Source organism: Mycobacterium paraintracellulare, assembly GCF_000276825.1.
In the GTDB taxonomy this organism is placed as follows: domain Bacteria; phylum Actinomycetota; class Actinomycetes; order Mycobacteriales; family Mycobacteriaceae; genus Mycobacterium; species Mycobacterium intracellulare.
The window spans coordinates 681,912-705,565 of record NC_016948.1 but is presented as its reverse complement, the minus strand read 5'-3'; the positions used below and the strand labels follow the sequence as shown (position 1 = coordinate 705,565).

At 62.0% G+C, this 23,654-nt stretch carries 18 protein-coding genes and 4 tRNA genes; 16 read left to right on the top strand and 6 right to left on the bottom strand.

From position 1 onward, the window contains the following. Positions 1 to 82: 82 nt before the first annotated feature. Positions 83 to 3,493, top strand: coding sequence for a helicase-related protein (locus OCQ_RS03525; protein WP_014383820.1), 3,411 nt, complete (start codon positions 83 to 85; stop codon positions 3,491 to 3,493). On the opposite strand, the gene OCQ_RS03520 is transcribed toward OCQ_RS03525, so the two are convergent. Continuing rightward, positions 3,481 to 4,440: a hypothetical protein gene (locus tag OCQ_RS03520; RefSeq protein ID WP_041784795.1), complete on the bottom strand. Its 960-nt coding sequence runs from the start codon at positions 4,438 to 4,440 to the stop codon at positions 3,481 to 3,483. The two genes, OCQ_RS03525 and OCQ_RS03520, sit on opposite strands and share 13 nt — an antisense overlap. A gap of 122 nt (positions 4,441 to 4,562) precedes the next feature. On the opposite strand from OCQ_RS03520, the gene OCQ_RS03515 reads away from it, so the two are divergent. The 6 genes from OCQ_RS03515 (at position 4,563) to OCQ_RS03490 (ending at position 16,220) form a co-directional block, all read left to right on the top strand. After that, a complete protein-coding gene (locus OCQ_RS03515; RefSeq protein WP_014383818.1) occupies positions 4,563 to 7,373 on the top strand; it encodes a DUF1156 domain-containing protein in 2,811 nt (936 codons plus the stop codon). 1 nt (position 7,374) lies between these two features. After that, positions 7,375 to 10,701 (top strand): Swt1 family HEPN domain-containing protein, encoded by a 3,327-nt coding sequence (locus tag OCQ_RS03510; RefSeq protein ID WP_041784793.1) that lies wholly within the window; start codon positions 7,375 to 7,377, stop codon positions 10,699 to 10,701. Beyond that, positions 10,698 to 11,948, top strand: coding sequence for an RNA-binding domain-containing protein (locus OCQ_RS03505; RefSeq protein WP_041784791.1), 1,251 nt, complete (start codon positions 10,698 to 10,700; stop codon positions 11,946 to 11,948). The genes OCQ_RS03510 and OCQ_RS03505 overlap by 4 nt, the downstream gene beginning before the upstream one ends. A gap of 5 nt (positions 11,949 to 11,953) precedes the next feature. Further along, positions 11,954 to 12,628 carry a hypothetical protein gene (locus tag OCQ_RS26980; protein WP_232065633.1) on the top strand — a complete coding sequence of 225 codons (675 nt, stop codon included), beginning with the start codon at positions 11,954 to 11,956 and terminating at the stop codon, positions 12,626 to 12,628. A 98-nt stretch (positions 12,629 to 12,726) separates the two neighbouring features. Beyond that, positions 12,727 to 15,228, top strand: a complete 2,502-nt coding sequence (locus OCQ_RS03495; protein WP_139826524.1) for a hypothetical protein — start codon at positions 12,727 to 12,729, stop codon at positions 15,226 to 15,228. 5 nt (positions 15,229 to 15,233) lie between these two features. Then, on the top strand, positions 15,234 to 16,220 hold the full coding sequence (locus OCQ_RS03490) for a hypothetical protein (RefSeq protein ID WP_139826523.1): 987 nt from the start codon (positions 15,234 to 15,236) through the stop codon (positions 16,218 to 16,220). A 43-nt stretch (positions 16,221 to 16,263) separates the two neighbouring features. Here OCQ_RS03490 and OCQ_RS03485 read toward each other — a convergent pair whose 3' ends face one another. Continuing rightward, positions 16,264 to 16,692, bottom strand: a complete 429-nt coding sequence (locus tag OCQ_RS03485; protein ID WP_014383812.1) for an NUDIX hydrolase — start codon at positions 16,690 to 16,692, stop codon at positions 16,264 to 16,266. Between the two features lie 87 nt (positions 16,693 to 16,779). Between OCQ_RS03485 and OCQ_RS03480 the strand changes: the two genes are divergently transcribed. From OCQ_RS03480 to OCQ_RS03460, 5 genes are all read left to right on the top strand, one after another. Then, a complete protein-coding gene (locus tag OCQ_RS03480) occupies positions 16,780 to 17,559 on the top strand; it encodes a GntR family transcriptional regulator (RefSeq protein ID WP_014383811.1) in 780 nt (259 codons plus the stop codon). Positions 17,560 to 17,654: 95 nt separating this feature from the next. Next, positions 17,655 to 18,077: a hypothetical protein gene (locus OCQ_RS03475; RefSeq protein ID WP_041784788.1), complete on the top strand. Its 423-nt coding sequence runs from the start codon at positions 17,655 to 17,657 to the stop codon at positions 18,075 to 18,077. Next, positions 18,074 to 19,396: an FtsK/SpoIIIE domain-containing protein gene (locus tag OCQ_RS03470; RefSeq protein WP_014383809.1), complete on the top strand. Its 1,323-nt coding sequence runs from the start codon at positions 18,074 to 18,076 to the stop codon at positions 19,394 to 19,396. Before OCQ_RS03475 ends, OCQ_RS03470 begins: the two co-directional genes overlap by 4 nt. Positions 19,397 to 19,474: 78 nt before the next feature. Beyond that, a complete protein-coding gene (locus tag OCQ_RS26975) occupies positions 19,475 to 19,711 on the top strand; it encodes a helix-turn-helix transcriptional regulator (RefSeq protein ID WP_005139256.1) in 237 nt (78 codons plus the stop codon). Further along, positions 19,711 to 20,865 (top strand): tyrosine-type recombinase/integrase, encoded by a 1,155-nt coding sequence (locus tag OCQ_RS03460; RefSeq protein ID WP_014383808.1) that lies wholly within the window; start codon positions 19,711 to 19,713, stop codon positions 20,863 to 20,865. Before OCQ_RS26975 ends, OCQ_RS03460 begins: the two co-directional genes overlap by 1 nt. 38 nt (positions 20,866 to 20,903) lie before the next feature. On the opposite strand, the gene OCQ_RS03455 is transcribed toward OCQ_RS03460, so the two are convergent. From OCQ_RS03455 to OCQ_RS03445, 3 genes are all read right to left on the bottom strand, one after another. After that, positions 20,904 to 20,980 (bottom strand) — tRNA-Phe (locus OCQ_RS03455). A gap of 27 nt (positions 20,981 to 21,007) precedes the next feature. Next, positions 21,008 to 21,084: transfer RNA gene (locus OCQ_RS03450), tRNA-Asp, on the bottom strand. Between the two features lie 29 nt (positions 21,085 to 21,113). Continuing rightward, a tRNA-Glu gene (locus tag OCQ_RS03445) sits at positions 21,114 to 21,186 on the bottom strand. Between the two features lie 124 nt (positions 21,187 to 21,310). Between OCQ_RS03445 and OCQ_RS03440 the strand changes: the two genes are divergently transcribed. Further along, a tRNA-Lys gene (locus tag OCQ_RS03440) sits at positions 21,311 to 21,386 on the top strand. A gap of 39 nt (positions 21,387 to 21,425) precedes the next feature. Here OCQ_RS03440 and OCQ_RS03435 read toward each other — a convergent pair. Then, a complete protein-coding gene (locus OCQ_RS03435) occupies positions 21,426 to 22,325 on the bottom strand; it encodes a class I SAM-dependent methyltransferase (protein ID WP_014379114.1) in 900 nt (299 codons plus the stop codon). 119 nt (positions 22,326 to 22,444) lie between these two features. Between OCQ_RS03435 and OCQ_RS03430 the strand changes: the two genes are divergently transcribed. Genes OCQ_RS03430 through OCQ_RS25770 form a run of 3 tightly spaced genes read left to right on the top strand, consistent with a single transcriptional unit; the run spans position 22,445 to position 23,637 of the window. Continuing rightward, a complete protein-coding gene (locus tag OCQ_RS03430) occupies positions 22,445 to 22,945 on the top strand; it encodes a nucleoside deaminase (RefSeq protein WP_014379113.1) in 501 nt (166 codons plus the stop codon). A gap of 45 nt (positions 22,946 to 22,990) precedes the next feature. Continuing rightward, positions 22,991 to 23,389 carry an ArsR/SmtB family transcription factor gene (locus OCQ_RS03425; protein WP_014379112.1) on the top strand — a complete coding sequence of 133 codons (399 nt, stop codon included), beginning with the start codon at positions 22,991 to 22,993 and terminating at the stop codon, positions 23,387 to 23,389. Positions 23,390 to 23,433: 44 nt separating this feature from the next. Next, entirely contained in the window at positions 23,434 to 23,637 is a 204-nt protein-coding gene (locus OCQ_RS25770) for a hypothetical protein (protein WP_014379111.1), read from the top strand. The last annotated feature ends 17 nt before the right edge of the window (positions 23,638 to 23,654 follow it).

The window sequence follows — 23,654 nt, the reverse complement described above, 5'->3', positions numbered from 1 at the left end:
GGGGGCAAGCAATCCAACAAGGTCATCGCACTTGTCGGCCACCTCGACTAACGTAGTTTGGCTGTCGAGAGGGGAGGCAAAAGTGCTGCTTGAGGAGCTCAAGCCCGGGCTGCGCGTCGACGGGTTGATCCCCGCCGCGGTGATCACCGTCGTCGCCACCCAATGGCACGGCACCGATGCACTTGAGCTGACGTACAAGACCTCGGCAGGCCATCTCGGACAGCAGGTCTTGTTCCGCAATGACCAGGATGCACTGACGATCGCCCAGTCCGGCACCCGCGCCTTCGACGCCCCGGCAACCGACTTCAAACTCGTCGCGGAGGCCCAGCGCATCCAGCTGGCGGGCCTATTCGACCCGATGCTTGCAGTGGCCACCAGCGACGTGCGTCCGCTGCCCCACCAAATCCGCGCGGTCTACGGCGAGTTGCTCCCCCGCACCCCACTGAGGTTCCTGCTCGCTGATGATCCGGGCGCCGGCAAGACCATCATGGCCGGCCTCTACATCAAGGAGCTGATTCTCCGCGACGACGTCAAGCAGTGCCTCATCGTCGCCCCGGGCGGACTGGTCGAGCAGTGGCAGGACGAGCTGTTCTTCAAATTCGGGCTGCGCTTCGACCTGCTGACCAATCAGCTGATCGACGCCAACGTGAACCTCAACGTCTTCGAGACCAACCCGCTGCTGATCGCCCGCATGGATCAGCTCTCTCGCAACGAGGAGTTACAGCAGCAGCTCAAAGACACCGAGTGGGACCTGGTGATCGTGGACGAGGCGCACCGCATGGGCGCGCACTACTTCGGCGCCAAATTGGAAAAGACGAAACGCTTCCTGCTCGGCGAGCTGCTCGGTTCCATCACCCGCCATCTGCTGTTGATGACGGCCACGCCGCACTCCGGCAAGGAGGAAGATTTCCAACTATTCCTGACCCTGCTCGATCGCGACCGATTCGAGGGCAAGCAGAAGACGACGGCCTACACCAAAGACATCATGCGCCGCATGGTCAAGGAAGACTTGCTCACCTTCGAGGGCAAAAAACTGTTCCCGGAGCGGATCGCCGAGACCGTGCCCTACGAGCTGACCGCGCTGGAGTACGACCTCTACGAGCAGGTAACCGCTTACGTGCGTGAGGGCATGAACCGCGCCGACAAGATCGGCGGCAAACGCAAGAACACCGTCGGGTTCGCCCTGACCGTGCTGCAACGACGCTTGGCGTCGAGCCCAGAAGCCATCTACCGGAGCCTCGTCCGCCGCAGCGAGCGGCTGGAACGCAAGAAGCAAGCGATCCTTAACGGCACCTACGTCGAGAAGGAGCCCAGCATCGACGTCAGCGGACTGGATGCTGACGATTACAACGCCGAGGAAATCGAGACCATAGAGGAAGAGCTGCTCGACGCCGCCACCGCCGCCCAGACCGTCGAAGAACTCAACGCCGAGCTACTCGAACTTGCCGACCTGACCGAGGTCGCCAAGCAAGTCCGCGACGCGGGTACAGACCGCAAATGGACCGAGCTGAGCACGATTCTTCAGGACAACGCGCTGACCACCGACGCGAACGGCGTACCGCGCAAGTTCATCATCTTCACGGAGCACCGCGACACCCTGGACTACCTGGCCACCAGGATTCGATCGCTGCTAGGTAAACCCGCTGCCGTACAGGCCATTCACGGCGGCGTGCGTCGATTGGAACGGCGGGTAATCACTGAGGAGTTCACCAAGAACCGCGACTGCCAAATCCTGCTCGCCACAGATGCTGCCGGCGAGGGCCTGAACCTGCAGGCCGCGCACCTGATGGTGAACTACGACCTGCCATGGAATCCGAATCGCATTGAGCAGCGATTCGGCCGCATCCACCGCATCGGCCAAGAAGAAGTGTGCCGACTGTGGAACCTGGTCGCGAGCAACACCCGCGAAGGTGACGTATTCGTGCGGCTGCTGGTCAAGATCGAAGAACAGCGAAAAGCCTACGGCGGCAAGGTGTTCGACGTACTAGGTGAGGCGTTCGCCGAAACGTCGCTACGGGATCTGCTACTGCAAGCGATCCGCTACGGCGATCAGCCCGAGGTGAAGGCCAAGATGCACGAGGTGATCGACGGCCAGGTGTCGGAAGGGTTAAAAGAACTACTCGAAGAACGTTCCCTGGCTTCAGAGCATCTGGCCGAGGCCGACCTGGAGAAGCTGCGCGCGGCGATGGACGAAGCCCGGGCACGCAGGCTGCAGCCGCACTACATCGAGTTAGCATTCAAGGCGGCGTTTACTCGGCTGGGCGGGCGCATCGCCAAACGTGAGCAGGGTCGCTACGAAATCGCGAACGTCCCTGCACAGATCCGGTCCGGCAAGTTCGGGCCGATCGCCACCAGGTACGAGCGAGTCACCTTCGACCTCGGGCAAGTCCAACCCGATGGTTTGGTCCGTGCTGACCTGCTCTCGCCCGGCCATCCGCTGCACGACGCGGTAATGGATGAGGCGATCCGCCGCCACGGCGCTGTCTTGAACAGCGGCACCGTCTTGGTGTCCTCAACCCTCGAGGAACCGCACATGCTGGTTGGTGTGATCGAGGAGGTCGCCGACGCGACTGGGGCGACAGTGTCGCGACGGTTCGGGTACGCCTATGTCGACAGCATGGGCACTGTGAGTCCCGCCGGCCCAGCGCCCTATCTTGACTGTGTCGCCGCCCCCGAGGTGTCGGTAGTGACGGCCGCGCGACAGCTCCCGTGGCTAGCCGAAGCGGAGGACCGGGCGATCAGTTGGATCATCGCCAACCAGCTCCCGGAATACCTGGCCGAGGTGCAGCCCCGACGTGCCGCCGAATTGGCGAAGACTCGTGAACTAGTTACGAAACGCCTTGAACACGAACGAGATCGACTGCTCCTTGAGGCGACGGTTGCTGCCGAGAGGGAGCAAGCCGGCGAGAAGGCCAAGGAGTCCGCCGAGAGCCTGAACCGCAAAGCTGTCGAGCTGGACGCCCGGCTGCGCAGGCGGCTGGCAACCGTCGATCAGCAGGCGCTGATGTCGACGAAGCCGCCACGCATCCTCACGGCGGCGCTCGTTCTGCCGGTCGGGATGCTCGACGCAGATCTGCCAGCGACAGCGCCCATCCATGCGAAGGAAACTAAAGAAGTCGAGCGCCGCGGAGTAGAACTGGTGCTTGTCCGCGAACGCCAACTCGGCCGCACTCCGGTAGAACAGGCCTTCAACAACAAAGGATTTGACGTCCTATCGTATGCGCCAAACGGCGACACCTACCGTATCGAAGTCAAGGCGCGTATCGACGGCGCAAAACACTTCTTCGTCACCCACAACGAGGTGATGGTCGGCAAGAACTCAGTGCCGCGCTACCGACTCGCCCTCGTGGCGGTCGATCCACGTGGGCAGCAGCACGACGAGGTACGATATCTCGACAATCCCTTCGCGACAACCGAACTCGGCGACTTTGACTCGACCGGTATCCGCGGCGATTGGGCGAAAATGTGGGCGAAGGGGACTCAACCATTCTGAGGCAGCCGCACAACGACGACCCCTGCCACATCGTCGGGCATGTTCGACGCCAATTCATTGGCGTCGAGTTCCCGCGACTCGATTTCGAGCACGTAGTCGGGTGGGACGTGGCGCAGAGGATCGAGTACGTGCTTGAAGTAGGGAACACCCCAGTGGCCGGTGTCGGAGGGCACGTCGGGGAAGACCGGTCCGAGCTGGTCATGGCCGCCTTCGTCCATCATGCTCGAAGCGGAAGACGAAACTGCGCTGAACTGTCCCGCACGTACTCTGAGGACTCGGTCGATCACCGACTTTGCCACTGCCCGAGCACCTTTCTGTGGGCTCAGGAGAAAACTGACGAGGTCCGGGTCCATCTGCTCCAGCAGCGTCGGTATGGGCAACGCCCGCCCCGGACTTGGGGTCCACAAATCTTCAAGCGCAACCGAGCGTTCGTAAGTGATCGCGGAATCGTGGACGATCGCCGGGTCAGCCAACAGCGCCGGCATCAGGGATATGGACCGTTTCACACACGATGGACATCGCCTGCCCCGATGATCGTCAGGACACGGCTCCCAATTCCGGTACTCGCCAGTGCCCAGGTAGAGCGCGTAGACGGGTATCAAGTCAAGGCTCGCCGCCGTCGACCTCAGATTCGCCCTCTGACGGCCCGCCCCGCCGGGGTATCCGAAATCAAAGCGCCACCGGCCATGGTGCATGGTCAGGCGCTTCGCTTGCACCAGCATCCCGTAGGCCGACGTGGAATCCACCCACCACCAAACCCAGTCAGCGCCACTGACGGCCTCGGCGTTCTGGGTAAACGGCACAACGCTTACCGCTGCCGCGGCTCGAGACATCACGATCTCGCTGACGGCCGTTTCGCCCCACCGCAGCTGTGCTCGCTCGCACGCCGCCATGTGTTGCACGGAATGCGCACGAGCCCTCTTGAACGCACCCGCGACGCTCGCCACAACCAAATACTCGCATGCTCAACGGGGCGAACCTCGGCGATAAGCCAGGTTTCGTTGAGCGGCGCCGATAAGTTTGCTCAGCAGGAAGTGGCGCTGCGGCGCCGCATGGTCATGCCCGCGACATGGGCAGAGGGGTCGATGTGGTTCAAAAGCGCAAGTTGATTGAAGTGGCCCTACCGTTGGAGGCGATCAACCGGGAGTCTGCCCGCGAGAAGTCGATACGTCATGGTCACCCGTCCACATTGCACCTGTGGTGGGCAAGACGGCCCCTCGCTGCCGCTCGCGCAGTTCTTTTCGCGCAACTCGTCGACGATCCGTCGTCACATCCTGACGAGTTCCCCACCGAGGAACTTCAGCGGAAAGAACGCGAGCGCCTGCACAAGCTCATCGAACGCCTCGTCGTCTGGGAAAACATTCAGGACGAGAAGCTGCTCGCCGAGGCACACGCCGAGATCCTCAACTCCACCGACCGCAATCCCCCACCGATCCTCGACCCATTCGCCGGCGGCGGCACCATCCCGCTTGAAGCCCAGCGCCTTGGACTCGAAGCACACGCATCAGACCTGAATCCTGTTGCTGTGCTTATCAATAAGGCACTTATCGAGATCCCTCCGAAGTTCTCCGACCGACCCCCCGTGTCTCCAGAGGTCGCAAGGGATCAGCTCGCCCATCCGTGGCCGCGCGCTACCGGACTGGCCGAAGATGTCCGCCGCTACGGCCTGTGGATGCGCGACGAAGCAGAGAAGCGCATTGGGCACCTCTACCCAAAGGCCACCCTGCCCGACGGGTCGCGGGCTACCGTCATTGCTTGGATCTGGGCGCGCACCGTGACCTGCCCCAACCCCGCGTGCGGCATCTCGATGCCGCTGGTGCGCTCATGGTGGCTCGGTAGAAAGAAGGGGAAAGAGGCCTACGTTGTCCCATCCGTGGTAGACGGCAAGGTGCGATTCAGCATTGGCCACAACCCCGCGCGCACTCCCGCCATGGACGCCGACGGGACCATGAGCCGGGCCGGGGCTACTTGCATCGGCTGCGGAACCACCGCCGACCTGAAATACATCCGATCTGAGGGGCAAGGCAGACGAATCGGCGCACAGCTCATGGCCACTGTCGCCGAAGGTAACCGCACCCGCGTCTACGTACCCCCTACACCCGAACACGAAGCCGCGGCGCATGTGTTACGCCCCGCAGATGTACCCGATCAGGAGATCCCGACACCAAACCACGACGTCGACAGGCTTCCCATGTACGGGATGCCACGCTGGTGCGATGCATTCACTGCAAGGCAACTCACGGCACTGACCACTTTCAGTGACCTCGTCACCGAAGCCCGAGAGCAGGTAGTGGCCGACGCCCTCGCAGCGGGCATGCGGGAGGACGGACGCCTCGAAGCAGGCGGAATCGGCGCCGACGCCTACGCCGACGCGGTAGCTACCTACCTCGGAATGGGCGTAAGCCGTACTACCGATCTCGGCAACTCCCTTGTGACGTGGTCGAACAGCAGAGACCAGGCGCGCAATCTTTTCGCGCGGCAAGCAATCCCCATGGCTTGGGATTTCGTTGAGGTATCGCCATTCGCGGGCGCAGCCGGTGACATCGTTATAGCCACGAGATCAATGGGCGAGGCACTGGATCGCCTGTGTCCAGGACTTCAAGGCGAAGCGTTGCAGGCCAGCGCAAGCGACCGTCCACTCGGTGGCATGTTGATCTCGACAGACCCGCCCTACTACGACAACATCGGCTACTCCGATCTCTCGGACTTCTTTTACGTGTGGCTGCGCCGCTCACTGCGAACGATCCATCCGAAACTGCTGAGCACCATGTTGGTGCCCAAAGCAGAGGAGCTTGTAGCGAACCCATACCGGCACGGCGGCAAGGACGGTGCCCAAGCATTCTTCGAGAAAGGGTTTCAGGAAGTTTTCCGCCGGGCACGCGAATCTGTTCTAACAGACTTCCCCATCACGGTGTACTACGCGTTCAAGCAATCCGAAACCACTGATGCCGGTGAGGCTTCGACCGGCTGGGAAACGTTGCTAGAGGGCATGATCCGCTCGGGATGGGAAGTCACTGCAACCTGGCCTCTACGAAGTGAGCGTGGGGGAAGGATGATCAGCGTAGGCACCAACGCTCTGGCGTCATCAATCGTATTGGCACTGCGTCCCCGACCTGAAGACGCACCGCAAACTGACCGACGCCAGTTCGTCGCGACCCTTAAGGCAGAGCTTCCCGCAGCACTTAAGGACCTGCAGCAGGGGGCGATTGCACCGGTTGACCTGCCGCAGGCCGCGATTGGTCCGGGTATGGCGGTGTTTTCGCGGTACTCAGGTGTGCTGGAACCGGACGGATCGAAGATGTCGGTTCGATCCGCCTTGGCGCGGATCAACGAGGTCCTTGACCAAGTACTCAACGAACAGGAAGGCGACTTCGACGCCACGAGCCGGTTCGCGATTGCCTGGTATCGCCAACATGGATTTGGCACTGGAGCTTTTGGCGATGCCAATAATCTTGCCAATGCGCGCAACACTACGGTCGACGCGATGGATCGCGGCGGGATCCTCTCCAGCCGAGCCGGCAAGGTTCACTTGATCAAGCCGTCGGATCTGGAAGCGGATTATGACGTCCTCGCCGATCCTCACACCAGCAACTGGGAAGCACTTCACCACCTCATCAAGCTTCTTGAAGGTGACGGCATCACTCCGGCCGGCGACTTCTTGCGTACCGCGCTCTCCCGCCCAGACGGTGCGATCGATCCCGACCTGGTCAAGGAACTCGCACACTTGCTGTTCCGAGTCGCCGAGGCCAACGGCTGGACCAAGGATGCACTGAGCTTCAACAGCCTCGTCACCAGCTGGCCGGAAATCGTTGACGCCGCGCAGTCGGAAACGACGACAACTTCCCAGGGCTCATTCAAATTCGAGGAAGACGCAGACTGACATGGCACTGAGCAACCGTGACCGCATCAACAAAATGTTCGAGATCATTGCCCCTCCTCTGGATGACTTTATCTCCTTGGTTATTGGTCAGGGCGACCCTGCGACTGGTGCGGCCTGGCCGAAGCTCGTGCAGGCCAAAGACGGTGCATCCAGCACGAAGACTTATAGCGCTCACGACCCACAGGTGCAGTTCCGCATGTTGACAGAGTCGAACATCACCGCGGGTTTCAAAAAGGGCTGGTACCCCTTCAGCAAGACGCTGGGCAAGGCGGGTGAATCGTTCGCTATTGAACTGCGTGAAGTCCGAAACAATTGGGCGCACAACGGAACCTTCACCGACGACGATGCTTACCGAGCCCTCGACACCGGCGAGCGACTACTCAAACTGATCAACGCCACCGACGAGGCCGCCGAGTTGCAGACCATCCGGCTCAACCTACGCCGGGTCACCGCCGATAAGGACGACAAGAAGGTCCTTAAAGCGGCTGTCGACAATCCCGAATCCACTGGCCTCAAACCATGGCGCGACGTCCTGCCGCCGCACGACGACGTCGCCACCGGGAACTTCGCTGCATCCGAATTCGCTGCCGACCTCTACAAGGTGGCCTTCGGTGGCGAGCAGGATGTCGACTATGCCGATGCTGTCGAGTTTTTTCGCCGCACCTACCTAACAGAGGGATTGACCGATCTGGTCGGACGGGCAGTACGCCGCCTCTCCGGCGACGATAATGCTCCCCCAGTCATCAACTTGCAAACCAATTTTGGTGGAGGCAAGACGCACTCGATGCTCGCGCTGTGGCACGTCGCAGCTGGGCTGCCGGTCGGAGAGTTCCCACAGGAAACCCAGGAACTACTTACCAAGAACGGCTACACCGGCAGCAAGGTCAATCGCGTCGCCATCGTCGGCAACCACTTCAGCCCTGCCGGGGTGACCAAGGACGACGGCACCCAGATCAACACCATCTGGGGCGAACTAGCCTGGCAGCTCGGCGGTCCCGAAGCATTCGCGCTCGTGGCCAAGGCCGACGCCGACCGCACCACACCGGGTGAGGCATTGCACGATCTGCTCGCGAAGTACGCGCCGGCCGTCATCCTCGTTGACGAATGGGTGGCGTATGCCCGGTCGTTGCTCGGCCGTGACGACCTGGCCGGAGGCACATTCGACGATCAGTTCACCTTCGCTCAGTCGCTGACCGAGGCCACAAAAGGCACGTCTGGGGTCTTGTTGGTGATCTCCATTCCGGCATCCGAGTCAGGCGAAGATTCCGACGTCGCGGCAGGCAACGCCGAAGAGGTCGGTGGCACCAACGGTTTGGAAGCGCTGAAACGGCTACAGAATGTGGTGCGCCGTGTTGCCGAGCAGTGGCGCCCCGCCTCGTCTGCGGAGGCGTATCAGATTGTGCGACAACGATTATTCAAACAACCCGATGCGGCAGCACTTGCCTCCATCGGCGCCACCGCGCGGGCGTACGTCGACATGTACCGTAAGTACGCCGATGATTTCCCCCGGGACTCGCGAGACACTGCATATGAGGACCGGATAAAACTCACCTACCCGATTCACCCTGAATTGTTCGACCGGCTTTACGAGGAATGGTCGTCGCTAGAGCGGTTCCAGCGCACTCGTGGCGTCCTGCGGCTGATGAGCACAGTCATCCACGCACTGTGGACCGGCGAAGATGCCTCGCCGTTGATCATGCCGGGATCAATTCCCCTGGCAACAGCCAATGTGAACGCAGAACTTACGCAGTATCTACAAGATTCGTGGAAGGCAATCATCGACGCCGACGTCGACGGACCAAGCTCCGAACCGGCGCGCATCGACAAGGATAAGCCACTGTTCGGCCAGCGGTCGCTGACCAAACGCCTGGCCCGCACAGTGTTCTTTGGCGCCGCACCCACAATCGGCTCAGCCCACAAAGGCCTGGAGACACAGCGGGTCTTTCTTGGCACCGCGGTGCCCGGCGATGTGCCAGGCAATTTCCACTCAGCTCTCACGCAGCTCGGCGACCGTGCAACATACTTCTACTCCGGTTCCGGCAAGTACTGGTATGACCTTCACGCCAACATCACCCGCACTGCCAAAGACCAGGCCGAGCGACTCCACAAAGAGGACGTGTGGGCAGAGATCGTACGGCGCTTGCAAAGCCAGGCCAAGGCCCGAGGCGATTTCGCCGGGGTGCATGTATGCCCGGAATCCAACGCCGATATCCCCGACACTGACGAGGCGCGCCTGGTCATCCTGCATCCCAAGGTCGCACACAAGCGAGGATCTGATTCGCCCGCTAAAGAATTCGCGAAGCAAGCTACCGAGCATCGCGGAACGTCCCATCGCGCCGACCGCAACATGCTCGTCTATCTCGCCGCCGACGAGGCGCGCCTCGATGAGCTCGACTCCGCCGTGCGCGAATACCTGGGGTGGGCACATGTACTCGATAACGAAGTCGATCTTGACCTGACCCAGAATCAGAGGAACCAGGCGACCCAGCGGCAGGCCCAGGCCGATGGCACGGTGAATTCCCGCTTACTACAGACATTTACGTGGGCATTGGTGCCATCTCAACCCGACGCCGGGGCTCCGTTCATCGTGCGTGAGACCAAGGTCGAAGGGCAGTCGGGGTCGTTGGCAGAGCGGGTATCGCGTCGGCTCGGCAACGACGGAGACCTATCAATTCGCCAGGCTGCGGCCACCATCCGACTGGCGATTGGCGAGGTCCCCCAGATCTGGAAGGACGGCCACGTCTCCCTGGGAGCGTTGTGGCAGCTGTACAGTCAGTACCCATACATGCCGCGGTTACGCGACCGACGAGTGCTGGATGAAGGCATAGTAGACATGCCAATGATCTGGCAGACAGATGCGTTCGCGCTGGCCACGGGCTTCGATGAGGCAGCTAAGCGCTACATCGGGCTATGGACACCCGACGACAGTGGCGCAGCCCCTGCGGCAACAGACTCATTGCTTCTTGTCCGCCCCGACGTCGCGGTCAAACAACGTGACACCGAAGTGAAGCCGCCGTCAGATCCGGACGAGGAGGTGACACCGTCTGATGTTGACAAGACAGCGAAGCCACCAGTCGACATTGCTTTTCCTCCCCCGAAAACTCGCTTTTACGGAGTCAAGACCCTCAGCGCCGACAAGATCGCCCTCGACTTCAAGAACGTCGCCGAAGAAGTCCTTGCCCATCTTCGTGACTCCGGGGCGACGCTAGTCGTGAAGGTCGAGATCGAAGCCATTGACGCGGACGGTTTCGACGAGGGCAAGATTCGGACAGTGTCAGAGAATGCGCAGACGCTGAAGTTCGATCAGTCGGGGTTTGAAGAGACATGAGCTTCACGGAACTCCACCGTGCTCTCGGAGTCGCACCCGGTCCGCTTACTGACGAGTTACTAAGCGAGGCAGTCGCTGCTGGGGTAGCGGAAACCCATGGGTTGGACTGGAAGTCCGAGTTGCCCCCCGCAAAGGGGATTCCGCAGACTGAGTTCCCAAAGGACGTAGCGGCGATGGCCAACGGCGGCGGCGGTGTGATCGTCTACGGCGTTCGCGAGGAGCAGAAAGCGGCAATCGAGAGGGTGGATGTCGGCGAGTTCGATGAGGCCCATGAACGTTCGCTTCGTAACGCCGTAATCACCGCCATCTCACCGCCCGTGTTCGGCCTGAACGTACACCGTGTGGGGGCCGTAGGAAGTCGGGCCGTCATCGTCGAGGTTCCCGCAAGCCTCGACGGGCCCCACCTGATTTACAAGAACGACTACTTCGCCGCGCCTGTCCGCAACGACTCCGACACCGTGTGGATGAAAGAACGTCAGATCGAAGCCATGTATCGGACACGCTTCGAGGAACGGCGTCACGCCGCCGAGGTGCTGAATACTCTGTTCAGTGAAGCGGCCGCGGGAAGAGACACCGACACCCGTTCATGGATGATCGCAGTGGCCCATCCACGTATTTCACGCTTCCGTGATCGGCTAACCCGTGAGGCGGCTCGCGATGCGTTCTCCACGGCCGAAGGTCTGGCGTTGGTGTACGCGGGACGGGGCGGCATTCACCCGCTCCAGAGCGTCGAGCGTCTCAACCCTCGCCCCGGTCTGCGCCGCTGGGTTGCCGTAAACACGGCAACGAGCGAACGCGCAAGATGGAAAGAGGCCTGGGCGAGCATCCACGACGATGGCTCTGTCACTTTGGCAGCCGCCGTAGGCGCGCACCGGATCCAGGATGACTATTTCGAGGGCTGGCAAGTCGAATCATCAGCCATCGAATGCGCGATCGCCGACTTCATGGCGCTCATCAGGACGGCCGCGGAAGTGACCGGAAATGAAGCGTACGACGTGCGAGTGGGGATCGTTTGGACTGGCGTGAGCCCACTCACGATCCTGACGAAGGACACTCATGGTTATACCTACGATGGTGTCTCTACTGCGCTGCACCACTACACCCCCGTCGAAGTGACCATCGATGCAAGCGAATCCGACCTGGACTACTTCTGGCATGTCCACGATCTCGCCCAGGACTGTGTAAATCAGGGCGGGATCTCGAACGTACTGATGATCTGCCCACCAGATCGGGACGACAAGGGATAACTCGTATGGCGAACCTGAAAAACCCTGTGAAGCAGAAACTTGAACACCTGCTTAACATGCGGTCTGGTTACGTACTCGAGTTCATCAACGCCACTTTTCAGGGCTTCTTCTTTACCAGCGTTGCCATCGATGTCGATGGGAAGTACCCAGACGGTTCGAAAGCCGCTCGCCTCAGGTCATTTTGGAAGTCTGAGGCAGATTCAATCGTTGCAACGCTCATGCTCGAAAAGCTTGAGCGTTGGCGGACGAATCAACTCATGAACGGTGGCACTTCACCCGCCGGCCAGGAGATCTACGACGACGCCTTAGCAGAGCTGCACGCACTCGTTCTTGACGATTCGACACCAACCGCAGATGAAATAGGCGCCCTGGAAATAGATCTCGGTACCATCGACCAAGCCCACGGCGAAATCGGGCAGCAGCGGGGCGTTATTAAAGAGCTAACGAGTCGGAACCGTGACATCGATGAAAGCAACCATCGAGCCGAGGTATTCCAGCGAATTCATTCCGAGAGCACTACGCTCGAACAGCGCTGGATAAAGCTGGACGCTGACAAGCGTGCATTAGCCCAGAAACTTACGGCAGCCCGTGAGAGCGCACGGTTCCTCGACCGCCAACTCGGCGACCTGGAAGTGCATCGCGTCGACCGGACCCTGTGCGACCCCGCGGAAGCGCCGTGATTCGGCTGTTCTGGCCGGCTGTGGCGGCTCGCTTCCGGCTTCGCTTGCTCGCTGCGCCGCGATGGTGGCGCTGGCGCGAGCGGTGGCACCGGTGGGACGTGCAGCGGTCCCGCTGGTTGCAGGCGCGGTCGAGCCAGGCTGACGGGCAACGCAAGAATCTCGCTGTTGCGGTGGAGCTTGCCACCAAATCAGCGGGGATTGCAATTGCTGCCGCCGTGTTGTTGTTGGCCAACGAGGCTCTCGGCACGGTGCTGTCCCATATCGGTTGGGGTCCAGCTCAGCACCTCGCTGCGACCCGGGAGTCGACACAGTACGAATCGCTGGCCCAGGGTCTCATCGGTGCCGAAGCGACCCTGCTCGCGTTGTACTACGCCACTGTCGGCGTCGTCGCGTCGACGGCCTACGTTTCGGTTCCCGGTGACATCCGGAAACTGTTCGTGCAACAGCGGATCAGCACCGTTTACACCCGCGGTATCGTCCGAGCTCTGGTGTTCACCACAGTCCTGTTCGGGCTCGGTTCGTTGGGTTACCACGTGCGGGTACTCAGCGTCATCGTCGCTGTTCTTTTGGCTCTGCTAGCGGTTCTGCGGCTGGCAGTCGTCGGTATCGCCCCATTCGGCTTCTTCGACCCAGCTTCGCTGACCCGAGATCTACCCCAGCAGTTCGGACGTGCACTGTCTCGCGCCACCACGCTGCCCACCGCTCTCGATGAAGGCAGTCAACAGCATGCGCACACCGACGGCCGGGAAACCCTTGAGCACTACCGGCAGATCACCGATCTCGTTGCCAGCCGCCCAGTTCGAAACTCCACAGCTCCACTCACCGTTGCCCGCCAACTGCTTGTCCTAATTGCCATATACGCATCCCAAAAGAACCGCATCCCCTCAGATAGTGCCTGGTGGACGTCAATTGCCCGATACCCCAACTGGTTTACCCTCAGCGCCGACCAGACCAACCTGGCATTGGCGATATCCACGGGGGTGCACACCCCAACGGGGCCAGATTTATTGTGGGTAGAGCGGCAGTGCGTGGCCGACATCGCCAAGCTCATCGTCATCGTCGGCCGTGGCCAGCTGGACTCCTTCACCAGTTTCCTGGACCGGACTGCAGCGCATATCCGAGCGCTGAGTGGTCGGCTGCTTTTCGACGAGGCACTGCTGCTTGACGATCACATCGTTGCTGCCATCTGGGAAGCCGTGGAACCCGTCGCCGACGAGCCCGCTCCGACGGCACACCTGGCTGACGAGCGCGAACGCGATCGGGTGATTGCGGCCCAGCGCTCAGTCGTATTGCTGATGAATGCGTGGCTGGGTCTGGTAGACGCTGCTGAGCAGCTCACGAATTGGCGACTCAGTGCCGATGTCGATCGTGTCATTGCCGACCGGAACGCTCTCTACGAAGTGGGTTTCCCGCGCTCGGCGGTTGAGATGCTCGAACAGCTTTGCGAGCGAATCACATTCGAGAAAAAGGTCGAAGGCCGACAAGTGACTCCGACGTGGTTCGTTCACCATCATGTCGCCCGGGTCCTAGCTCAACGCTTGGATGCGGCTCAGCATGCAATAACACAGCGATTCGCCAAGCGCACCATCGGCGAAGTGAGGTCGGCAATAGCTGCTCGGGACTGGAAACTGGCTGCCATGGTCGCCTTTTCAGCACTGGAAATGATCGACAAGATCGACACCCACCAGGAGCTCATCGCGGGTGCCCACCAAGCCCTGCACCGATGGAAGAGCGCGGCACTGGACGATCCCAACTGGCCCACCCATCCTCAGCCGTCACCGCTCGACGGTGGCCTGCGTCGGCAGGTGCTCGGCTACATCGCCGACTGCTTACCAAATCTGCCCGCCGGCCCACACGATCGGCGACAACCAGATCTCTACGGACAAGCCTATGTCTTCGTCTTCAACGCAACATTCGACGCAATCCTCGACGGGGATCACGAACGGGCCGCCGCCTGGTTCACGACCCTGTTCGAACAGGGCCAGGCCGCGGGCCGACGAATGGTCGCGGATGTAGCGGGACAGTTGCCCCTCCTCCAATTCATTTACACCGTAGAGCCACTGGTCGCGCTAATGGAACTAAGCGGCTACGCCATCCTGCTCCAGGAACTCGACGGCGAAGGGATCTGGGAAGCTATCCGGCCGATGTGGGATTCTCGGCGTGACCAGCTCGGCGAGGGCTTCCTACCAAACCTGCTCGACATCATGGCGAATGTCGACTCTGCGTTCTCCCTCAACGACCTCTACGTCCTGCGCAGTACCCGCGAACAGAAGCTGGTCCGGTTCCTTGAGGAGCGTGGCATCACCGATCCTTTCGACTCCCTCGACTTTGACAAACCCCATGTCCGGCCGGCTACCCCGCTTTCGCCGATCGTTGCCGCCTTCGCTCCTGGATCTTTCGGAATCACCTGGAAGCCAACCGACTTGTTCCTCGTTCACTACGTCCTGCCCCAACTCGGCGACGACACCAAAGTTCCTCCTAACCTCAGCGCGCTGATCCAAACTCTCGCGCAATTCGAGGAGGACCGAGCGGCTGCTGCTGAACGAGCAGCACGACCGGACACGACCGTCCCCTCGGCCGACGATGCCGATAGCGACTGATGCAAATGCGTGATCCCCATCAAGGTCTCCGCAGCCACCGCCGCACGCAGTTCTACATCCGTGAGGCGGCCGGAAACGACGCCGACCTCGTCGACCGTCTCAATCGTCTCCAGCGTGATCAGCTCCAATGGGGCAACTTCTACGGCCACATGTTCACTGAAGACGCCGAGCAGATCCTGCCCTGGGGGGACCACCCTGATAGCGGCTTCTCCGTTTCCATAGAGCCCTACAACAGCGACGTCGAGGAGCTGATCACAGATGGACTGATTTCACCCACCGGTCCATCGTCAAGGCTTGAGACCGCGGTTCGTTACCACCTCAGCTGGATCGCGGACATGATGTTGCGTGGTCAAGCAGTCTACGAAATCGACCTACTCTCCGATGCCGACCGCAAAAAAGTAGCCTTCCGGACTGGCTGGATCCCCCAAGGCACCATCGACAAACGCAACAGACGATATATCCAATACGTGCCCGAGGAGCTTGGGGAAGGGCGAAAGCACAAGGGCTGCTACTACGTTGAGCTAGACGAAGATATGCTCATCTGGACGCAGCTGCCGCGCTCGATGCGCAGTACATTGCGCCGAGCGGCTTCAACGCTCGCGGAGGCAAGCGTCCAACAATCCACACCCTCCGCCATGCTTCACGCAAGAGTGCAAGAGTTCAATCTGAAGCAGTTCAAGGACAAACAAGCGCGTGAAGTTCTATCCGCCACAAGAGATTTAGGGTGGCACGCACGTTGGCTTTTCGACGAGCAAATGACCTCGCCCTACATCGTGTGGCGGCACCTCGAATTCCAGCGTTTTAAGCTTTCGATTCGAGATGCGGGCATTGCCAGCCTAAACCGAGCCCTTGCCCTCGCCGGTGGGGAAATCGGATTCAAAGCGCGGCTGGTGCTCCACGGCGCGATCACCGCGCACGACGTTGATCGAGCGCAGAACGAACTGCGGGCGGGAAGTCGACCACTTACAGAGTTGCTCAGCATGCACGCGTAGGCCTAAACAACGCTCGCCACGAACGTCGTCCCGGTGATGGCGGTTAATCGAGCACGAGGTTGACGCCGTCATGCGTCCGCGACTGAGGCGCACCCTCGAAAGCATCCAACACACGCACACTGAACGCCGGTACCATCGCAGACTGCACTTCTTCCTTTGTCATCCAACGGATCTCACGCGCCTCCTCGGTGGCGTTCGGCTCGCCCCCCGCTGGCCGACAGCGGTACACCAATGCAACGATTCCGTGGGTCAGGTTCTTGTAGACGCCGGTCAGCCTCTCGACAGTAACCTCAAGGCCGGTCTCTTCCAGCACCTCGCGCCGAACGCCGGCCTCGAAGGATTCATCGAGTTCCAGGACTCCCCCGGGCGCCTCCCAGTGCCCGTTGTCATCGCGCTTGATCATCAAGACCCGGCCATCATCGCGGACCACGATGCCGGCGACGCTGACCGAATGTTTCGGTGTCGCTGTCATACGAGACTCCGATCTCCGGCTGGTGAGTGACATCAGCGTGATGGTTTCTTAGGCTAGTCGTCTAGACGTGTAACGGAAGGTACCTCAGTGTTGCAACTGGGCCACATCGACCGGGCGGACGACAAGCCGCCGTACCGGCAGATATCCGGCATGCTGCGCGAAGCCATTGACTCGGGCCAATTGGGCGCTGGGGAGCGTTTGCCGTCTGAGGCAGCTTTGATCGAACATTTCGGCGTCGCGCGCATGACCGTCCGCCAGGCCGTGCAAGAGCTGCGGTCAGAGGGGTTAGTGATATCCGAGCACGGCCGCGGGGTATTCGTGCGCCCCACACCTCCGATTCGGCGACTCGCATCCGACCGGTTCGCCCAGAGACATCGCGCTCAAGGCAAAGCGGCGTTCACCGTCGAGGCCGAGCAAGCTGGTTACACACCTCAAGTCGATAACATCACAGTGACCCGCGAGAGAGTGAATTCTGCTGTCGCCAAGCGTCTTGGGCTGGCACCAAAAGACTACGTTATTGTACGATCGCGCCGCTACCTCGCCGATGGGCGGCCAGTTGAGATCGCAACTTCCTACATTCCCGCCGCATTCGCGAAGGGCACGAAGATCGAACAACCCCACAGCGGACCAGGGGGCATCTACGCCCGCCTTGAAGAGGCCGGCCACACGCTCGCCCGGTTCGCCGAAGAAGTCGCCGCGCGGATGCCCACCCCAGAGGAACGCCGCACTCTCCTGCTTCCAGCAGGCACTCCGGTCCTGACCGTAGTTCGCACGGCATATGACAAGGAAGACGTGGCCGTCGAGGTGTGCGACACCGTAAAGGTGGCGTCTGCCTACCTGCTCGAATACGACTTTCCCGCCCGCTGAAGTCTCCCCAAAGAAGTTTGCGTGGCCGTTGCCGACTACTCCTCTAGACGACTAGGTTACTTACATATCCAGTCCATCCCGTGAAAGGTTTCGCAATGTCCATCCCGAAATGGCTCCAAGTCGGCCACGACCAGGTGTTCTCGTGCGGCGCATTCCTCGTTTCAGAGGTGACTCCGATGATCGACTTCGACAAGTCCTCCGGCGAGAACCGCGTGCAGGCGAGAGACCGTGATACCGGCTTGCCGATGTGGCAGGTCGAAGTGCTCGACGGTGATCCGGCCGCACCGAAGCGCAGCCGAACGGTGACGGTCAAGTTCGCCTCACCGACGCAGCCGTCCGCACCCGCCAATTCCAGCGGGACACCCTTTACCCCAGTGGTTTTCGACGGGCTCATGGCGCTGCCGTACGTCGAGAAGTCGGGCGACTTTTCGCGGATCGCCTGGTCGTTTCGAGCCTCCGACATGAGGGCACCGGGCAAGCCATCCGCGAGCGCAACAACAAGCCGGGAATCAGCATGAATCCCGATCCGTACGCACCGCTCGATCCCGACACCCTGTTCCGATTCGATCACGTCCTGAATTTCCTCACCACTTTCGTCCTGTGCGTGGCGATCATCGTGGGAGTCATCGGCGTCGCCCTCTTCTCCTGGCGACTGCGCTCTCCCGAGACATACGAGGAACGGTTCGCAACACCGGTCCGACTTCTACGCTGGCGACTCTGGGCCCACCTCTCCTGGCCCAAGCTCTGCGAGCGCTGCGGATTGTCCGTCTCCGAGCAGGCCACTCGCCGCAACAAAGAAGGCCAGCAGGTCACCTCCATCCGCTGGTTTCATCCAAAGCTGTTGGGAACAGACGTGTCTCACACCTCCCTACGTCTGACGGTGCGAGCACGGATGGGACAGACCGTGGAAGACCTGGAGCGGGCCGTTCCTGCCATCCGTGACGCTGCTGGTGCACATTCGGCGCGGGCGGTCGTCATCTCACCCGGGACGGTGCGTATCGAGCTGGTCATGCGGGAGCGGTTGTCGGCGGTAGGTCACGCCGCACCACCAACCGCGGTCGCAACAACACGAGTTGCGCTCGGACGCCGCGAGGACGGTTCCGCTTGGACCGTCCCATTGAGCGGACGACACACCCTCACCGTGGGCTGCTCGGGCGCAGGCAAAGGTTCCGTCTTCTGGGGCATCGCCTGCGGACTCGGCCCTGCTGTGGCCGCCGGGTTTGTTCATCTGATCGGAATTGACCTGAAGTACGGCATCGAGTTGTCAGTCGGCGCAGGGTTATTCACCAAGATCGCCACCACAGAGGCCGACGCCGTGGAAACCCTTGCTGGGCTGGAGGAGCTGATGAACAAGCGCGGCCACGAGATGGCGGGCCGCACGCGCCAGCACCGCCCGACCAGGGCCTCACCCCTCGTCGTGCTGCTGATCGACGAGCTGGCCGGAGTGACCGCGTACATGAGCGACCCAACCCTGCGTAAGGAAGCCGCCGCCTCGCTGTCGCGGATCCTCACTAAAGGTCGAGCGCTGGGCATCGTGGTGGCCGCGTTCCTACAGGACCCTCGCAAGGAAGTCCTGCCGATGCGAGGACTGTTTACCCAGACGATCGCGCTTCGACTGCGGTCTCGCGACGAAGTCACGATGGTTCTCGGCGACGGCATGGCCGACAGGGCGTCAGCGCACCGAATCAACCCCGACAGACCGGGCACTGGCTACGTCATCGCCGAGGACGGTCATGCGACCAAGGTCCGAGCCGACTTCTGGTCCGACGATCAAATCCGCTCCACTGCAAAGCAATACGGAAGGTCGAGGACCGCAGGAGGGCAGAGCAGTGAATGACTGGCCCGTCGCCGAATTGTCTGAAGGGTTGCCGCGTCGAGGGCCGGTTCGATTCGATCCAAGCAGTGAGGTGAAGCCATGGTGATTCACGGCCTCCGGGAAGCGCTTGTGTCCACCGGCAGCTTTCCTGAGCTGCTTACCGCGGATCAGGTGTCAGCGCTCCTCGGCGTCTCAGCTGCGACGCTCAATCGCTGGGCTGCACTCCGCGAAACGACGGGAGAGCAGATCGGGCCGCCCTGCTACACGTTGTCAGAGCGAGTGCGTCGCTGGGATGCGGCGGAGGTCCGGTCCTGGCTCAAGCAGGTGCGTCGTTAATGGCCGGCAACACGCCACGGGGCATCCGTAAACGGCTCAACGCCGCCGGGGAGCCCCGCTACCAAGTCCGCTACCTGATCCGGGACCCCGACGCCCCATCAGGTTGGGTCGAAACATCGGGCACGTTCCCAACTCTGCGCGAAGCCAAGGCGTTCAAATCCGAACGCGACAACGAGGCCGCGCTCGGTGCACGTCGGTTCGATCCACGCCTCGGACGCACACCGCTGCAGCGGATCTGGATGCAGTTCTCCGAATCCAAGAAGCCGGCGGTGTCGCCGAAGACCTGGAGCGGCTACACCCAGCACTGGGAACTGCGCATCAAACCGCGGTTCGGCCACGTGCCCGTCGACGAAATCACCCGCGCCGAAGTTCAAGCGTTCGTCGATGGCCTGACGGTCGGGCCGTGGGCGAAGGTGTCGACGCTACGGCTCCTCCGGTCGATTCTCGACGTCGCACACCAGGACGGCCGGATCCACCGGAACCCTGCTTCCGGCGTCTCGGCAGGCCGAATCCCCGAGCGAGAACGTCACCGCTACCTCACCGCTCAGGAAGTCCAAACACTCGCCATCGCGTGCGGCGATCAAGGCGACGTGGTGACGGTCCTCGCCTACACCGGCCTGCGCTGGTCCGAACTCGTCGGCCTGCGCGTCAAAGACATCGACCTCGTGGCTCGTCGGCTCTATGTCCGACGCGCCGCACCAGAGGTGGAGGGGCGCATCGTTATCGGGCCGCCAAAGACCCGCGCCGGAATCCGTACCGTCCCGCTCCCCCAAGTTGTCGTCGACATCCTCAAAACGAGAATCGGCGGGCAGGCACCTGATGAGCCCGCCATCACGTCGCCGAACGGCGCGATGCTGCGATCCAACAACTGGCGCCGCCACACGCATTGGAACAAAGCCCTGACGAAAACCAACCTGGCTCCGTTGACCATCCACGATCTGCGCCATACCTATGCCAGCTTGGCCCGCAAATCTGGCGCTGACCTTCGCTATGTACAGAAGACGATGGGCCACTCAACGCCGACCGTGACCGCGAACATCTACAGCGACCTCTACTCCGACGAGCTGGACCAGGTTGCAACCAACCTCGATCAGCTCCACGCGAACGAGATTCACACTCCGAAGACCGGACAAGAACCGGACAGAGAAAACTGACAACCGAGTGCAAGACCCGTGTCGATGCAGGTAAAGAATGGTGGCCAGGGCCGGGATCGAACCGGCGACCTTCCGCTTTTCAGGCGGACGCTCGTACCGACTGAGCTACCTGGCCGGAAGGCAGCGAGTGCCTCGCCGCGCTTGGCGACCCTGACGGGACTCGAACCCGCGACCTCCGCCGTGACAGGGCGGCGCGCTAACCAACTGCGCCACAGGGCCTTGCTGCTGCTCCGCGTCACCGCGTCGCGTACCCCCAACGGGATTCGAACCCGTGCTACCGCCGTGAAAGGGCGGCGTCCTAGGCCACTAGACGATGGGGGCCAGAACCGAATCACTCCGGGGTACTCGCAACGTGGTTTCGTTGGGAGCCACGTCAGCTTAGGTCACGGTGTGCCCAATCCTCAAACGAGCCGGGTTTTCGGTCCAAGTATCCTGAATCTTCGCGGCCCCTATAGCTCAGTTGGTAGAGCTACGGACTTTTAATCCGCAGGTCCTAGGTTCGAGTCCTAGTGGGGGCACCACATCGCGCATCGCGTGGGCCGTGCGCGACCGATGACCGCTCATCGCCCGAGCACAGCGCTGCAGTACGTCACGTCGGCGAAGGCCGCGGCGACGTCGTCGTCGGCGTAGACGAAACCGTTCGCCGCGTGCAGATCCGCGACCGTCGTCGACGACGTCTGCCAGCCGCGCTGGTTCAGGTGGTCGACGATGTGGCTGCGCTGGCCGTGATACACGAGGTCGTTGAAGTCGATCTCGAAGCCGAGTTCGCTCATCCGGTCGTGGTGAGCACGCCACCGCGGGTCGGCGAAAACCGCGGTGTCGGGCACGAATTCGAAAGCGAGACGACTGCCGGGGGCGCTCAGCGAGGTGACGTTGTCGAACAGCGCATCCTGAGCGTCGTCCGGCAGATAGACCACCAGGCCTTCGGCGCTCCACGCGGAGGGGGCCTGGGGATCGAATCCCGCGGCCCGCAGGGCCGAGGCCCAGTCGTCGCGCAGATCGATCGCGACGGTGCGCCGCTGCGCGGTCGGCTCGGCGCCCAGATCGCCCAGGGTCAGGGTCTTGAACTCGATGACCTCCGGCATGTCGACCTCATAGACGACGGTGCCGGCCGGCCAGGGCAGCCGGTAGGCGCGGGAATCCAGGCCCGACGCGAGGATCACCACCTGGCCGATGCCGCCGCGGGTGGCATCCAGAAAGAATTGGTCATAGAACCGGGTTCGGCAGGCCATTCCCTGCGCCATTCGCCGGGGATCGAACTCCGTGTTCCCGCCGGCCTCGATTTCGCCGTTCACCAGGCGGACGTAGACGTCGATGCCGACCGCCCGCACCAGCGGCGCGGCATAGGGGTCGTCGATCAACTTCGCCTCGGAGGACAGCGCCCGCTGGGCGGCCACCATGGTCGCCGTCGCCCCCACGCTTGTCGCCAGGTCCCAACGATCACGATCGGTGCGCGCCATGATGCCCCTTCAGTCGGCTCGGAAAAAGATAGATAATCTAGTTAACATCACGGACTCGGTGTGGCGGCCGACGGGGCTACTCTCCGACCTATCTGCTGCCGTCCCACTCCGGAGGACCCGTGACCGATTTCGCTCAACGAACGATCGAACTGGCTCGCCGCAACGTGGCCGAAGGCGGTCGGCCGTTCGCCACGGTGATCGTCCGGGGCGGCGAGGTGCTCGCCGAGAGCGCCAACCGGGTGGCCCAGACGAACGACCCCACCGCCCACGCCGAGATCCTCGCCATCCGCGAGGCCTGCGTGAAGCTGGGCACCGAGCACCTCGTCGATACCACTATCTACGTGCTGGCCCACCCGTGCCCGATGTGCCTGGGCTCGCTGTATTACTGCTCGCCCCGGCAGGTCGTGTTCCTGACCACGCGCGAAAGCTACGAGCAGTACTACGCCGATGACCGCAAGTACTTCGAGTTGTCCACGTTCTATGACGAATTCGCCAAGGACTGGGACCGGCGGCGCCTGCCGATGCGCTACGAGCCGCACGAGGGGGCGATAGAGGTCTACCGGCTGTGGAACGAGCACAACGGCGGCCGACGCCAGACGACGGTCGTCCCGCCGTCCTGAGCCGCCCCCTTGGCAAGTCCCGCCGACCTTCGCTAGTATTTGCGTATGCATGCAGGTAATAGCAAAGGGCGTCTTCCCGACGACCAGGCCGGCCTGGTGGTCGAGGTCTTCCGGATGCTGGCCGATGCCACCCGCGTGCAGGTGCTCTGGTCGTTGACCGACCAAGAGATGTCGGTCAACGAACTCGCCGAGCACGTGGGCAAGCCGGCGCCGTCGGTTTCCCAGCACCTCGCGAAGTTGCGGATGGCACGTCTGGTCCGCACCCGCCGGGAGGGCACGACGATCTTCTACAGCCTGGAGAACGACCACGTCCGCCAGCTCGTCATCGACGCCGTTTTCAACGCCGAGCACGCCGGACCCGGGGTCCCCGGCCACCACCGCGGCGACGACGGGCTAAAGGCGGTAGCCGAATCGTCGAACCGACACCGCAGCAGCGGCCGCTGAGTCGGCCGGAAGCACAAGGCATTTCACGCAAGGAGGCATCACCGATGAGCGAAGAGCACACCCACGACGCACCGCACGACCACGAGCATCGGCACGGCGACGTGACGCACGCACATGCACACACGTCCCACGAGCACGACCACGTGGAGCACGAACACTCCCACGCGCACGACGACGGGACCGAACACACCCATCGGCACGTGCACCAGGCCGGGCTGGAGGACGTTCACAGCCACGCCCACGCCTAGCGCGGACGACGACCGTA

Bases quoted from the DNA above. Each gene is read 5' to 3' on its own strand.
- OCQ_RS03435 (WP_014379114.1), bottom strand. From the start codon at position 22,325: ATGGCGCGCACCGATCGTGATCGTTGGGACCTGGCGACAAGCGTGGGG.
- OCQ_RS03490 (WP_139826523.1), top strand. From the start codon at position 15,234: ATGCGTGATCCCCATCAAGGTCTCCGCAGCCACCGCCGCACGCAGTTC.
- OCQ_RS03460 (WP_014383808.1), top strand. From the start codon at position 19,711: ATGGCCGGCAACACGCCACGGGGCATCCGTAAACGGCTCAACGCCGCC.
- OCQ_RS03425 (WP_014379112.1), top strand. From the start codon at position 22,991: ATGCATGCAGGTAATAGCAAAGGGCGTCTTCCCGACGACCAGGCCGGC.
- OCQ_RS03485 (WP_014383812.1), bottom strand. From the start codon at position 16,692: ATGACAGCGACACCGAAACATTCGGTCAGCGTCGCCGGCATCGTGGTC.
- OCQ_RS26980 (WP_232065633.1), top strand. From the start codon at position 11,954: ATGGCGAACCTGAAAAACCCTGTGAAGCAGAAACTTGAACACCTGCTT.
- OCQ_RS25770 (WP_014379111.1), top strand. From the start codon at position 23,434: ATGAGCGAAGAGCACACCCACGACGCACCGCACGACCACGAGCATCGG.
- OCQ_RS03470 (WP_014383809.1), top strand. From the start codon at position 18,074: ATGAATCCCGATCCGTACGCACCGCTCGATCCCGACACCCTGTTCCGA.
- OCQ_RS03505 (WP_041784791.1), top strand. From the start codon at position 10,698: ATGAGCTTCACGGAACTCCACCGTGCTCTCGGAGTCGCACCCGGTCCG.
- OCQ_RS26975 (WP_005139256.1), top strand. From the start codon at position 19,475: ATGGTGATTCACGGCCTCCGGGAAGCGCTTGTGTCCACCGGCAGCTTT.
- OCQ_RS03475 (WP_041784788.1), top strand. From the start codon at position 17,655: ATGTCCATCCCGAAATGGCTCCAAGTCGGCCACGACCAGGTGTTCTCG.
- OCQ_RS03510 (WP_041784793.1), top strand. From the start codon at position 7,375: ATGGCACTGAGCAACCGTGACCGCATCAACAAAATGTTCGAGATCATT.
- OCQ_RS03515 (WP_014383818.1), top strand. From the start codon at position 4,563: ATGGGCAGAGGGGTCGATGTGGTTCAAAAGCGCAAGTTGATTGAAGTG.